The sequence below is a fragment of the Colwellia sp. 6_MG-2023 genome, assembly GCF_030547765.1.
In the GTDB taxonomy this organism is placed as follows: Bacteria; Pseudomonadota; Gammaproteobacteria; order Enterobacterales; family Alteromonadaceae; genus Colwellia.
This window is the reverse complement of record NZ_JAUOPP010000018.1, coordinates 1-13,838: the sequence shown is the minus strand read 5'-3', so window position 1 is coordinate 13,838 and position 13,838 is coordinate 1. Positions and strand designations below refer to the sequence as shown.

At 36.9% G+C, this 13,838-nt stretch carries 16 protein-coding genes; 5 read left to right on the top strand and 11 right to left on the bottom strand.

All coding sequences use genetic code 11. From position 1 onward, the window contains the following. Positions 1-55 precede the first annotated feature (55 nt). The 4 genes from nfuA to Q4503_RS12145 all read left to right on the top strand — a co-directional run bounded on the left by nfuA (position 56) and on the right by Q4503_RS12145 (position 2,363). Positions 56-634: a Fe-S biogenesis protein NfuA gene (gene nfuA, locus Q4503_RS12160; protein WP_215974004.1), complete on the top strand. Its 579-nt coding sequence runs from the start codon at positions 56-58 to the stop codon at positions 632-634. An 8-nt stretch (positions 635-642) separates the two neighbouring features. After that, the gene (locus Q4503_RS12155; RefSeq protein WP_215974005.1) at positions 643-894 is read left to right on the top strand and encodes a hypothetical protein; all 252 of its coding nucleotides are present in this window, start codon (positions 643-645) and stop codon (positions 892-894) included. After that, positions 894-1,244, top strand: coding sequence for a VanZ family protein (locus Q4503_RS12150; protein ID WP_303602431.1), 351 nt, complete (start codon positions 894-896; stop codon positions 1,242-1,244). Before Q4503_RS12155 ends, Q4503_RS12150 begins: the two co-directional genes overlap by 1 nt. A 69-nt stretch (positions 1,245-1,313) precedes the next feature. Continuing rightward, positions 1,314-2,363 carry a polysaccharide deacetylase family protein gene (locus Q4503_RS12145; RefSeq protein ID WP_303602430.1) on the top strand — a complete coding sequence of 350 codons (1,050 nt, stop codon included), beginning with the start codon at positions 1,314-1,316 and terminating at the stop codon, positions 2,361-2,363. Here the strand turns inward: Q4503_RS12145 and Q4503_RS12140 are convergent. Genes Q4503_RS12140 through Q4503_RS12120 form a run of 5 tightly spaced genes read right to left on the bottom strand, consistent with a single transcriptional unit; the run spans position 2,360 to position 6,332 of the window. Continuing rightward, positions 2,360-2,980: an SCO family protein gene (locus Q4503_RS12140; protein WP_303602429.1), complete on the bottom strand. Its 621-nt coding sequence runs from the start codon at positions 2,978-2,980 to the stop codon at positions 2,360-2,362. The two genes, Q4503_RS12145 and Q4503_RS12140, sit on opposite strands and share 4 nt — an antisense overlap. A gap of 12 nt (positions 2,981-2,992) precedes the next feature. Then, positions 2,993-3,907 carry a heme o synthase gene (gene cyoE, locus Q4503_RS12135; RefSeq protein WP_215974009.1) on the bottom strand — a complete coding sequence of 305 codons (915 nt, stop codon included), beginning with the start codon at positions 3,905-3,907 and terminating at the stop codon, positions 2,993-2,995. 14 nt (positions 3,908-3,921) lie between these two features. Further along, on the bottom strand, positions 3,922-4,944 hold the full coding sequence (locus tag Q4503_RS12130) for a heme A synthase (RefSeq protein WP_215974010.1): 1,023 nt from the start codon (positions 4,942-4,944) through the stop codon (positions 3,922-3,924). A gap of 1 nt (position 4,945) precedes the next feature. Next, positions 4,946-5,539 carry a hypothetical protein gene (locus Q4503_RS12125; protein ID WP_215974011.1) on the bottom strand — a complete coding sequence of 198 codons (594 nt, stop codon included), beginning with the start codon at positions 5,537-5,539 and terminating at the stop codon, positions 4,946-4,948. A 1-nt stretch (position 5,540) separates the two neighbouring features. After that, positions 5,541-6,332 (bottom strand): SURF1 family protein, encoded by a 792-nt coding sequence (locus Q4503_RS12120; RefSeq protein ID WP_215974012.1) that lies wholly within the window; start codon positions 6,330-6,332, stop codon positions 5,541-5,543. A 47-nt stretch (positions 6,333-6,379) separates the two neighbouring features. Here Q4503_RS12120 and Q4503_RS12115 point away from each other — a divergent pair, with 47 nt between their 5' ends. Continuing rightward, positions 6,380-6,592, top strand: coding sequence for a DUF2909 domain-containing protein (locus Q4503_RS12115; RefSeq protein ID WP_215974013.1), 213 nt, complete (start codon positions 6,380-6,382; stop codon positions 6,590-6,592). Between the two features lie 121 nt (positions 6,593-6,713). Here Q4503_RS12115 and Q4503_RS12110 read toward each other — a convergent pair whose 3' ends face one another. The 6 genes from Q4503_RS12110 to Q4503_RS12085 form a co-directional block, all read right to left on the bottom strand. Continuing rightward, complete coding sequence (locus tag Q4503_RS12110; RefSeq protein WP_215974014.1) at positions 6,714-7,598, bottom strand: cytochrome c oxidase subunit 3; 885 nt, start codon at positions 7,596-7,598, stop codon at positions 6,714-6,716. Positions 7,599-7,645: 47 nt separating this feature from the next. Then, positions 7,646-8,203: a cytochrome c oxidase assembly protein gene (locus tag Q4503_RS12105; RefSeq protein ID WP_303602428.1), complete on the bottom strand. Its 558-nt coding sequence runs from the start codon at positions 8,201-8,203 to the stop codon at positions 7,646-7,648. 2 nt (positions 8,204-8,205) lie between these two features. Continuing rightward, positions 8,206-9,795 (bottom strand): cytochrome c oxidase subunit I, encoded by a 1,590-nt coding sequence (gene ctaD / locus Q4503_RS12100; protein ID WP_303602427.1) that lies wholly within the window; start codon positions 9,793-9,795, stop codon positions 8,206-8,208. A gap of 3 nt (positions 9,796-9,798) precedes the next feature. Next, positions 9,799-10,962, bottom strand: a complete 1,164-nt coding sequence (gene coxB / locus Q4503_RS12095) for a cytochrome c oxidase subunit II (protein WP_303495334.1) — start codon at positions 10,960-10,962, stop codon at positions 9,799-9,801. 749 nt (positions 10,963-11,711) lie between these two features. Then, complete coding sequence (gene lexA, locus Q4503_RS12090; protein WP_215974017.1) at positions 11,712-12,344, bottom strand: transcriptional repressor LexA; 633 nt, start codon at positions 12,342-12,344, stop codon at positions 11,712-11,714. A gap of 990 nt (positions 12,345-13,334) precedes the next feature. After that, on the bottom strand, positions 13,335-13,838 hold a 504-nt coding region (locus Q4503_RS12085), incomplete at its 5' end, for a type II secretion system protein N (protein ID WP_303602426.1).

The window sequence follows — 13,838 nt, the reverse complement described above, 5'->3', positions numbered from 1 at the left end:
TGGCTTGATTATATTTCCTGTTTCAAACTGAAGAGCACAAGCGAGTTACTGTATTATGATCACTATATCCCCTACCGCCCAAGAGCATTTTATTAAGCTATTATCCCAACAAGCAGAAGGGACCCATATTCGTGTCTTTGTTGTAAACCCGGGAACCGCTAAGGCAGAATGCGGTGTATCATATTGCCCTGCCGATGCTGTAGAGCCTGATGACATAGAATTACCATTTGATGGATTTTCTGCCATGGTTGACGCTGACAGTAAAAGCTTTTTAGAAGAAGCCGAGATAGATTTTGTTACTGATCAAATGGGCTCTCAATTAACCCTTAAAGCGCCAAATGCTAAATTGCGTAAAGTTGCTGATGACGCTCCATTATTTGAACGTGTTCATTATTTTTTACAAGCGGAAGTTAACCCACAATTAGCAGGACATGGTGGTGAATGTACTTTAGTTGAAATTACCGATGACGGCTATGCTGTATTACAATTTGGCGGTGGCTGTAACGGTTGTAGTCAAATAGATGTTACCGTAAAAGATGGTATTGAAGCTCAGCTCATCGAAATGATGGGTGATGAAATTAAAGGCGTAAAAGATGCCACAGAACATGAACGTGGTGATCACTCTTACTATTAAATTAGTTTATGAATAATTTATTAGCCAAATTAGGTCAAGATCCCGCACGAAGTCTATCCATTTTTTTGCGTGGGCTTGGCCTATTTAGCCTAGGTTTATTATTTATTGCTTTCGGTTACTATTACCACCACTTGTGGCAAGTAGCTGGTCTGATTTTAATTGCTCTAGGTTGTATAATTTCCGCTTGGGGTTATTTAGGTATTTTTGCTAATCGCTGGTTTAATATTCTAAATAAACACAAAGATAAAGAACTTTCTTAATGCTTCATCTAATTCAGAAGTACTGGTCTCATCTTACAGTAATACTCATTGTCGCTATTACTACATTATCACTATGGCCTGCAACTCATTTACCGAGTGTGCCAGGCACTGATAAAACACACCATTTCATTGCGTATGCTGCATTAGTTTTACCAGCGGCATTACGATACCCAAAATATTCTTTGTATTCTGTTCTTAGCTTTATTACATTTAGCGGTGTAATTGAATTAGTTCAACCTTATGTTAACCGCTATGGAGAATGGTTAGATTTATTAGCTAATACTGTAGGGCTTATGTTTGGTTGGTTGTTAGCAAAAATAATACTATTTTTTACGCAAAAAAATGCTTAAGTAGTCTATTACTAGTCATTTCGGTAAAAAAACGGTATTTTAGGTTATCAGTGCGACAAGAGACACCTCATGAAACTTAATTTTATCACCTTATTGTTATTACTTTTTCACTCAACTAGCTTTGGTGCTGTTATTTTACAATACCATCATGTTAGTGACACTACCCCTAAAAGTACCAGTATTACCCCTACTCAGTTTGAAGTGCACCTAAAATACCTGCAAGAGCACAATTTTAATGTTATTCCCCTATCTCAATTGATAGATAAAATTAAAAAGCAACAACCATTAAAAAATAAAACAGTAGTCATTACATTTGATGATGCATACCTTGACATAGAAACAAATGCTAAGCCATTACTTGATAAATTTAATTACCCTTACACTATTTTTGTGAACCCAAGTGTTATTACTCAAAGTTCATCTTCTTACCTTTCATGGGAACAACTTAAAGCCCTAGCTGATGAAGGAGTCATTATTGCCAACCATGGCTTTACTCACGACTCTATGACCAGAATTCCAGACAATCTAACGCAAACTCAATGGTTAGCTAAACAGAGTGCACTCTTATTAAAAGCAGAGCAAATAATTGAAGAGAAAACAGGTCAAAGTTGGCGATATTATGCATATCCTTATGGTGAATACAGCCCTACCATACAAAACTGGGCCAAAGAGAATGATTTTATTGCCTTTTCACAACAGTCTGGTGCTGTTGGACTAAATACAGATTTAACCAGTATACCGCGCTTCCCTGCCTCAATGCCTTACGATGAAATATCAGCATTAAGAGATAAACTTAATTCTTTACCTTTTACTATCAAATTAGAAGGCAAAGAAGCTGAAACTATCTTTGAGCACAAACAAATTTCACAAGTTACTTTTACTATAGAAACTGACGACTTTTATAAATCAGGTCTAAATTGTTATATTTCCGGCTTAGGTAAACAAAAAGTACAATGGCAAGGAGATAATAGTTTTACTATCAAATTTAACGGTGACTTACCTGTAGGCCGAGTACGTTGTAATTGTACCGCTGCGAGTATAAATAACCCAGGGCAATACTATTGGTACTCGAAGCCATGGTTTATTTTACAACAAGGTGGAGCTTGGTACAGCCTTTAATAGAGCGCGACTATTTTTTTATAATCACTGAGTAATTTCTCACTATCAATGGCCGGTACTTTGCCAACTTCTTGCTCAGGCTTAAATATAGACGATATATTTCCATCAGGATTAATGAGCACTATTGACGCACTGTGATCAACCAAATATCCTTCACTTTCATCGCTAATAGCGTACATTAAACCTAAATTACGTGCGAAAGGAAATAGCGCACTATGCTCTCCCCTTAATGCAATGAATTCATCGTTAAAATAAGGTATATATTGGTTTAATTTTTCTTGAGTATCTCTATGTGGATCAACAGTTACTAACAATACTTGGCTGTTGCTCGCTATCGCTTTTAAATCATCATAAATGAAACCTAAATTTTGTAATGTAGTAGGGCAAATATCAGGACAAGAGGTATAACCTAAAAATACTAATGACCACTTATCTTTTAATTGAGCTTTAGTAAATAACTGACCGGTATGATCCGTTAATTCAAAGGGCTTAATTATTCTGGGCTGTTGATAATACAAAGCATGCTCTGGTTGCTCAACATTATTGACTTGTTGAAATGCCAAGACTCCAATAACAGCGGCAATAAAACCGCCGATGTAAATTACATAATTTTTCATACCTTAGTTTCTCTAGCCTATTGGCAATAAATAATGATCAAGTAACAAAATAATAAATAGCAACATCAAGTGGATAATAGAAAACTTGAATGTATCCATAGCCGTATTTTCATCAGCATTAAATTTAAGCTTCCACGCATAAGCAAAAAAGATAGCATTAAGTACTACAGCACCAATTAAGTATAGCCAATTACTCATGCCAACTAAATAAGGCAATAAACCCACAATAAATAACAATACGGTATAAAGTAAAATCTGGGTTTTCGTAAAGCTAATACCATGCGTCACAGGTAACATGGGGATATTCACTTTCGCATATTCATCTTTACGATGAATGGCTAAGGCCCAAAAATGCGGCGGTGTCCAAGTAAAAACTAATAGAACCAATAACAAGGCATGTGGATGAATTTCATTTGTCATAGCTGTCCAACCTAGTAACGGCGGGATAGCACCAGCGAGACCGCCAATAGTAATGTTTTGTGGAGTTGCACGCTTCAAATATAAGGTATAAACAAAACTATAGCCCACTAACCCTGATAACGTTAAGTAAGCCGTTAATGGATTAACTAACCCATAGAGTAGAATGAAACCCAATAAGGCAATACTAAAAGCAAACACGATGGCATTATTAGTGGTGATTCGACCTTCAGGTAAAGGTCTATTATGTGTTCTGCCCATAACCGCATCAATTTTTTCATCGACAATGTGATTAATGGCCGCCGCTGCAGATGACAATAACGCAATACCTAACATAGCAGGTAGCAATAGTTGCCAAGGCAAACCGCCTGGCACAGATAAACTCATGCCAACTAACGCGGTCAATACTAACAAAGCAACTACTTTTGGCTTAGTAATATCATAATAAGCTCGCCACCTAGAAATCGATATAGTAGGTATTTTTGTATTATTTAGCACTTCATCAGACATTATATCTCCTTACCTTATACTCTATGGTACAAGCGATAAGTTAAATTAATAAGCGTTAACATTAAGCAGGCCGCTACCACGTTATGCGCAACAGCAATGCCAAGCGGCAATGACAAGACAATATTAGAAATTCCAAGTAAAACCTGGCTTGTTAAAGCAACCCCTACAACTAATGTTGCTACTTTAAGGGCGTTGGTTTTAGCTCTAAGGTAAACCATTATCATCAACCAAGTTAAATAGACTGTAGTAATAATAGCGCCAAAACGATGCGTCACATGAATAGTGACACGATCCTCATGAGGCAAGTGCCCAAATTCATAACTTTCCTGTGCGGGTGGCACTAAGTCAAAAGAGTTTTCAAAAGTCAGTTGCTCTTGCCAGCCCGGCTGACAAATAGGTAATTCAACACAACTTAACGCAGCATAATGAGATGACGTCCAGCCCCCTAATCCTATTTGCCCAACCAAAACAATAATACCAAGCAAAGCAAAGCTGCCATATTTTTTTACTGGAGCCTCACTGACGCTTATTTGAGTTTTTCGTAAACGTAAATGCAACAAAAATAGCAAACTCAAAGTAGTAAAGCCGCCAAGTAAGTGAGCCATAACCACTATTGGCATTAACATCATGGTTACTGTCCACATACCTAATACAGCTTGAAAAATAACAACCGCTAAAATAAGTAAAGGTAGGCGTAAAGGTGTGTTTTGATGACGATTTTTAAATGACAAAAAAGCAATAGCGAGAATAAACAAACCTAATGCACCAGCGAAATATCGATGGATCATTTCATTCCAAGCTTTATGAGGCTCAACGGGCCGTTCAGGAAATGCTAATTCAGCTTTCGCAATTTGCTCTGCTGTTTTAGGTACATCAAGTTGTCCGTAACAAGTAGGCCAGTCTGGGCAGCCTAGTCCTGCATGCGTCAGTCTTGTATATGCACCTAAAGCAATAACAATAAACGCTAACACAATACTCAGAATGACTAACTTTCTAAGTATATTAGTGTGATCGCTATTCAGTGCTACATTGCTCATATTAACCAACCTTTGAATATTTAAGAATTTTTTTCATATCAGCTAAAATCTGTTTACCGAAATGTGGTAATTGCTTAGTGTCATTAGGTATTTCATGGCTCATAAAAACATTACCAAGGGGGTCAACCAACCATATTTTTTGTTCTGTTATAATTGTTTTAGCTTTACTTGGGGTTGCTACTAGCTGCCACTGACTTTGTGAAAGGTGTTGCAGTTGATCGTTAGACAGCACAGACTGATACAGAGCAACAGGGGTAACTCTAGGCATATATTTACCCAAAGCTACATAAGTATTATGAACAGACTCTAAAGTATGTTGACAGTTTTCCTCACAGTTCAATGGGAGGCTATAAAGAATCAACCACTGATGTTCAAACGCTGAATTGTCGATTCCTAATTTATCAAGCGTTAGCTCCTCAGTTAACAAAGTCCCCTTATTCGTTACACTTTTTGCCAACCACTCGCCATCTAAAGCAAGTTTAGCCAATATAACGGGTAACAAAAAAACAACAATCATCAATAAAAAGCTTCGACGATTACTCTTTTTAATGGTTGCCTCTTGAACACCTGATACTTCATTGTGTACTGAATTCATATTATTTCGCCTTACTATTATTTTTATTATCACCCTTACTTATACTAAACTTAGCCCATAACATTAAAAGTAACCAAGCTATCGCCAAACTAAACCACTGAAAAGCATAAGCACGATGTTTTTCTGGTGGCATCACTATAGGTTGCCAATTTTTTTCAAAGCCTATTTTTTCACTTTCGTCTAAATAAATAACAAAAGGCAATAACTCTCGCTTGAGTAAAGCTGAAAACTTATCTAATTCAATTTGCTGCACTCTTAATGGCCAGCTTGCTTGAGAAAATACTTGCTCTACTAATTGAATACCTACTTCTATTAAACGAATATGCCCTTTAAATTTATATTGCCCACTCAAGGCTGATACATCCGGTATTTCTTGCCTATTTATTGATCCTTGTATCCAACCAAGACTTACCAATACTGCGTGTTTACTTGTTTCTGCTACTTGGTAGACCCGATACCCTAAACGCCCTTTACTCACTTGGTTATCTAATAAGAATACTTTTCCTTCATCAAAGCTTCCTTCGATATATACAGGGAAATCGTTGATTTTATTTAAAGAACTTCCATTATTTGAGAGGGTTAAAACCTGACTTAGTGAGATTGGTTTTTTAGCGCTTAGTTTGTCAATCTGTGCTAATCGCTGCTCTTTTTCTAATGCCCTACTAATTTGCCAAAAGCCAAGCTTTACTAATGTTGAAAAAACGAGCACAGTAAAGACTAGCCAAAGTAAATTATGCTTACTAAAATAATTTGATCGCTTTTGATCAATACTTAAAGGTGTACTACTTGGCATCAAAAATAAAATCCTTACAACAAGTTAATACTTAGGATATTGAGTGTATGTTATTTAAAATTATTATTATCACACTTATGCTATTCATGGTTTACAACCTCTTTCGTGCTTTATTTATTATGAATAAAAAGCCCGATCCAAACCAACCTTCTATGACTAAATACATTGGCCGGAGATTAATGGTCTCGGTAGCGATAGTGATTTTAATACTAATAGGGTTACTCACCGGCCTAATTACACCAAACCCAAGACCTTATTAAAGTTAATATTTTTATAATTTTTGATAAATAAATTCGTTAGAGCAAAGCGAAGGCACGGAGTTGACGCCAATTAATGAGTACCTTCAATGCAGTTATTACAGATTTAGCAAAGTATTTAACATCACAAAATGTAGACGAATAGAAAAAGTAGTACCCACACTACGTCAACAAAATGCCAGTACCAACTTGTTGCCTGAAATGCAAAATGATTTTCAGGTGTAAAATGTCCTTTTAACACTCTAAAGAACATAACAATTAACATAATGCAGCCTAGTGTTACATGTAAACCATGAAACCCAGTTAACATGTAAAAGGTATTACCGTAGATCCCACTTGTTAAATACAGTTGCATTTCTTCAGAATAACCATGGGAATACTCTAAAACTTGTAGACTAATAAAGGTCAAACCTAAAATAATAGTAAATCCTAACCAAGCTTTTAGCTGTGATCGCTTATTTTTTTCTAGCGCAACATGGGCAAAATGTGCGGTAATGGAAGAAGTTAATAATAGGATAGTATTAATTAATGGTAATCCATACCATCCCATAGCAGTAGTTTCGGTGCCTCCAGGTGTTTTAATTAATGGCCAACTAGCAGTAAACTCTGGCCATAAAACAGCCGCTGTTTCCGCATTATTTCCAGCACCATCTAACCACGGTATAGAAAAAGTACGTGCGTATAATAGTGCGCCAAAAAAGGCAGCGAAGAACATAACCTCAGAAAAAATAAACCAACTCATTCCTTGTCGAAATGAATTATCCATTTGACGACTGTACTTTCCAGCCATCGATTCATTAATAACATTACTAAACCAGCCAACTACCATATAAATGACTAAAGCAATTCCCGCTAGTAGCAAATAACCACCATAACCACTAACTTCATTTTTAATATCGGTAACATAATTAGCAGCCCCGACAGCAATCATAAATAATGCAACTGCACCTACAATTGGCCAATGGCTTTGTGATGGTACGTAATAACTTTCATATTCTTTGGTTGTCATTTTTATTACCTCTTTTACTCATAATATTTATAAGCGTGATAAATAGTTTATGAGTCTTTTTTTTCAGTAATATCATACAAAGTGTATGATAATGTCAGGGTGTGAATATCCACAGGCAAATCAATATCAACATAAAACTGTAAACCCATCTCGACTTCTTCACCACTTCTTAATGGTTGCCGCTCAAAACAAAAACACTCTATTTTTTGAAAATATCCAGCGGCTAAGCCTGGCGAAACGGAAGGGACTGCTTGCCCAGTAATATCATGATTCGCTTCATTTTTAGCAAAGAAATTAACGAATTTCATTTCACCTGGGTGTACAGAAATTTCATTAATTATAGGTTCGAATTGCCAAGGAATTCCTTTCGCCATTCGCGTAATAAATTGCACCTTTATTGTACGTGACGTATCAATACCATTATCAGAATAAACTACGGCTACATCATTGGTCTTACCGTTTAAGCCCGTAATATCACAAAAAACATCATACAAAGGCACAAGTGCAAACCCGAAACCAAACATAGCAAATACCATGAATACTAACTTTTTAATAACTTTACTGTTATTCGGTTTAACAGGTTTTTGCTCTGCATTTTTGCTCATAACTAATCCACCTTAGGCGGCGTACTAAAGGTATGATATGGAGCAGGGCTTGCCACGGTCCATTCTAACCCCTCTGCGCCATCCCATGGTTTTGCTGGTGCCTTATCTCCACCTCGAATACACTTAATAACAACGGCTAAGAAAATCAATTGTGATAAACCAAAAGCAAAACCACCAATGCTGACCCATTTATTAAAATCAGCAAATTGCAATGCATAATCCGGAATACGTCTAGGCATGCCAGCTAAACCTAAAAAGTGCATTGGGAAGAAGAGTAGATTGACTGAAATTAATGAACACCAGAAATGCCATTTAGAAAGGGAGTCACTATACATATGCCCTGTCCACTTAGGTAACCAAAAATACGCTCCGGCATAAATAGAGAATAATGAACCAGTTACAAGTACATAATGAAAATGCGCAACCACAAAGTAAGTATCGTGGTATTGAAAGTCTACGGGAGTTAATGCCAACATTAAGCCAGAAAACCCCCCAATTGTGAACAAAATCACAAAGGCAATTGAGAACAACATTGGTACCTCAAAAGTCATTGAACCACGCCACATTGTTGCGACCCAGTTAAATACTTTCACACCTGTGGGCACGGCAATCAGCATAGTACAATACATAAAGAACAGCTCACCAAATAAAGGCATACCCGTGGTGAACATATGGTGTGCCCAAACAATGAATGACAACAGTGCAATTGAGCCAGTGGCATACACCATAGAGCTATAACCAAATAACTTTTTACGAGCAAAGGCAGGAATGATAGTTGAAACAATACCAAATGCCGGCAAAATCATAATATAAACTTCAGGGTGTCCAAAAAACCAAAAAATATGCTGGAACATTACAGGATCACCGCCCCCAGCAGCATTAAAGAAGCTAGTTCCGAAATAAGTATCGGTCAACACCATAGTAACAACACCCGCTAACACCGGCATAACAGCAATGAGTAAATAAGCCATTATGAAAAATGTCCAAACGAATAATGGCATTTTCATGTAAGTCATACCCGGTGCACGCATATTCATAATAGTCACAACAATATTAATTGCGCCCATAATTGAAGATACCCCCATAATATGAACAGCAAAAACAAAAAATGCCGTGCTACCATTTGAATATGTTGTCGATAAAGGCGCATAAAATGTCCAACCAAAATTTGGCGCACCGCTTTCCATAAAAAATGAACTAAGCAGAATGGCAAATGCAAAAGGAAGAATCCAAAAACTCCAGTTGTTCATTCGCGGTAATGCCATATCCGGCGCACCAATCATCATGGGCAACATCCAGTTAGCAAAACCGGTAAATGCTGGCATTATGGCACCAAAAACCATTATAAGACCATGAACAGTAGTTAACTGATTAAAAAAGTCTGGCTCTACTATTTGTAAACCTGGCTGAAATAATTCAGCACGGATCACCATAGCTAAAGCACCGCCAGTTAATAACATGATAAAAGAAAACCATAAGTAGAGAGTCCCTATATCTTTATGGTTTGTTGTATATAACCATCGCTTAATACCTTTCATTTTATGATCATGATGTGCATCATCAAGCGATTCATCTATTGTATGTGTCGTCATCTCTTACTCCTCGCTTACCGCTTTAACATCTGAGCTTTGTACTAAATCACCGGTTTCATTACCCCAAGCATTACGCTCGAATGTAGTAACCGCGGCGATTTCTTTTAAACTGAGTTGTTTCCCAAACGGAGGCATCATACCCTTGCCGTTAATGACTAAAGTTAAATGCTCTTCAATAGAGCCTTGAGTGGCAATAGCACTCCCTTTAAGTGCAGGAAATGTAGGAGGTAAGCCCAATCCTGTAGGCTGATGACATGCAGCACAATGAGCAAGATATACGGTTTCGCCAAGCTGCATTAGTTCTGCTTTACTCATAGAAGAGCTTAATGATGCCTTCTCTGCATTTTCAGCTTGAGCAGTCAATGCGTGTTGTTCATCCAACCATTTATCATAGTCTTCGCTAGATTTTACTTCGACTACAATCGGCATAAAACCATGATCTTTGCCGCAAAGCTCAGCACATTGACCGCGATAAACTCCAGGCTCATCAACATTTGTCCAAGCTTCATTTATAAAGCCGGGATTAGCATCTTGTTTAACAGCAAAAGCAGGAACCCACCAAGAATGAATAACATCATCAGAAGTAATTAAAAAGCGCACTTTTTTATTAGCAGGAATAACTAAAGGCTTGTCCACTTCAAGTAAGTAATCTTCTCCTTTTAGAGCACCATTACCACTAAAGCTACCGTCCTGATTTTCATACTGCTCGCGCGGGGTAGACAATACCGAGTAATATTCAATATTTTGATCAAAATATTTATAATGCCACTTCCACTGCGAGCCTGTAACTTGAATAGTGACATCGGAGTTATCATTATTTTCCATGTCAATTAAGGTACTAGTTGCCGGAACGGCCATTGCGATAAGAATAACGACAGGAATTGCCGTCCAGAGTATTTCTACTTTAGTGCTTTCATGAAAGTCAGCTGCTTTTGCTCCTTTTGATTTACGATGGAAGATCATAGACCAAAACATCGCTCCAAAAACAACAACCCCAATACCAGTACATATGTAGAGTGCTAGCATATGTAAATCATACACCTCCCTACTAACTGCCGTTACGCCTTTAGTCAAATTTAACTGTGAATCTGACCAAGCTGAACTGGAAAATAAGCTTAAACAAACAAGACAAATTTCCATCCACCAACGTTGATTACTTCTATTCACTCAACCTCTCCCCTATCAATATTTACTTCGTTTTAAATAAAATCGGTGTAATAATTCACCGTTTAAAACAACATATAAAAATAGAAAACAGAAAAGCAGCAATGTACATCAAAAATCATTTAACTGATGATCTGTTAATTTAGTTATTATTATTTTCTAATTAAGCACTTAATTTGAAATTTATTAAATTAACTGACGTGATATGACTAACTCAAATGACATAAACGTAAATATTTAAGTTTAGCTATCGAATTAGCGCATTGACGTCTTTTTTATTCTTATTCAGTTTTTTGCTAGTTATAGCAATCTCACTAGCTATGTGATCATTTCTACTTGCTAAAATCACCAACTACATCATTATTTATTTAATAATTAGAACAACTAGTTATTGAAATAAATGCCTTGTATTTGGCTGTTTTTTCTACGTATAAAATTGTTCACTTAATTAATGAAATTGGTATTAATTTGTTCGATTCACCTTCTAGAATCGCTCAAAACTTAACCTAGGTCAAATTATAATTTAGATAAAAGCTAATATAATCAATAGAGTAACTACTCTAAGCTGTCTCTATAGCATGACTGGTATAGTCTATGGGAATTTTGGCTATTGATATAATCAATAATTATTAATTGATTATTTAACAACCAAATTTGAGAGGTTTTTATTTAATAAAATAAAGCTAGTGAATATAACTAATAAAAATTGTCACTAAGGTATAGCAACAATTAAAAAATATAAAAAATAAAACTTACATCCAATTGCCGTTACGAATAATACCAACAGCAAGCCCTTCAATGTAGAAATCTTGAGAACTAAGATCTACCTTGATAGGTTCAAAATCTTCATTTTCAGCTTGTAAATAGACGATATTACCATCACGTTTGAAGCGTTTGACTGTCACTTCATTTTCTACTCTAGCAACAATCACTTGACCATTTTGCACGTCAGTTGTTTGATGTACTGCTAATAGATCACCATCTAAAATACCAATATTTTTCATGCTTTCACCATTTACTCGTAACAAGTAATTAGCCACGGGATGGAATAAACTACCACTCATTTGATAATGCTCTTCAACATGCTCTTCGGCTAAAATTGGCTCACCAGCAGCTACTCTACCAATAAGAGGAAGACCTTCTTCTTCAATAAACTGCTCAGATAACCGTATGCCACGAGATGTTCCTGGCAACATTTCAATATAACCTTTTTTTGCTAATGCTTTTAAATGTTCTTCTGCTGCATTGGCAGATTTAAAACCAAAAAAACTCGCTATTTCGGCTCTAGTAGGTGGCATTCCAGTTTCTTGAATTTTATCTTTAATCAAGTCAAATATTTGTTGTTGACGATTAGTTAACGGCTTTAATTCATTTGTTGCTAGCATTAGCTTTTCCTTTCTAGGTAAAGACCTGTATTTATTCACAACTGTCATTATATACAGCCAACTAATAAACGCAAGGGGTTACTAAGAACCTTAGGATCATATTCTTAGAATATGGACTTAAAATTATCAATATAATTAACGTGATAGGAGAATGAATCAGTTTAAAACCTGATCATTTACTTTAATGAACAGGCTTGATAAATACACATGCGTATTTATCAGTTTTATTTGAACAAAATAATTTTGGGAAAGCAGAAAACAAGTTAATCAATATTAATTGAGTGCCAATCCAGAAGAGAATGCGAGTAAGCATTTGATCTACAAAAATAAAAGATAGTGGCTCTCTTAATTATAAAGTGAGCCACTAATCAAACTAAAAAACTAAACGGTAGCGACCACGGCTATCAGGCGTACCTAAAAAGGTAAGGAATGACGACGAATGTCGCCTGTTCTTATTAGGCGAATAAATTCGCCCCTACGGTGATGTCGATCACCTTCGCCTAACAATGTTTTTTGTTAGGGCGTATGTAGCGTAAATGTAGGGGCGACTTCGGTGCCTGTTCTTATCATTAGGCGAATAAATTCGCCCCTACGATGATGTCGAGCACCTTCGCCTAATAATGTTCTTTGTTAAGGCATATGTAGGGTGTATGTAGGGGCGACTTCAGTCGCCTGTTCTTATTAGGCGAATAAATTCGCCCCTACGGTGATGTCGAGCACCTTCGCCTCACAATGTTTTTTGTTAGGTCGTATGCAGGGTGTATGTAGAGGCGACTTCAGTCGCCTGTTCTAATTATTAGGCGAATAAATTCGCCTCTACGGTGATGTCGAGCACCTTCGCCTAATAATGTTCTTTGTTAAGGCGTATGTAGGGGCGACTTCAGTCGCCTGTTCTTTTTATTAAGGCGAATAAATTCGCCCCTACGGTGATGTCGGTCACCTTCGTCTAACAATGTTCTTTGTTAAGGCCTATGTAGGGTGATTAGCCAATTAAAAAACTAAACGATAACGACCACGGCTATCAGGTGTGCCTAAAAAAGGTAAGGCGTCGTTAAGGGCGCTTGGAAACTTAGGGCCTGGCTTTAAATAACCTTTGCCAGAAGCTTTACCATTTTGACCAACAGATGCGGTAAAGGTTAAGCCTAAATCATTTTTTGGCGACATAACCAAAGTTAATACGCCGTTCGCGCAGCTAATGTCTGCGTTGAGTTGACCTAATGGCACCGTTTTATCTAATGCGGTTATGCCTGCTTTCGACCATGCACCATTACCTGTTGCACTAATACATTGGTTGTTTTTAGTGAGGTCAATTTCTGCTGCAGATACCGTTAATTCAACATCACCTTGCGCTAGCATAGGTAAAGGCAGTGGTAACTGCTGTGCTACTTCGTTAGCACTTACTAGCAAGTTAAGATTGGTTAGAGTGGCTTTTTCTGAGGAAAGCGCTAAGTCAAACTTGCCTTCAGGACCTGCTTTAAATGGGTCACCAAAAGT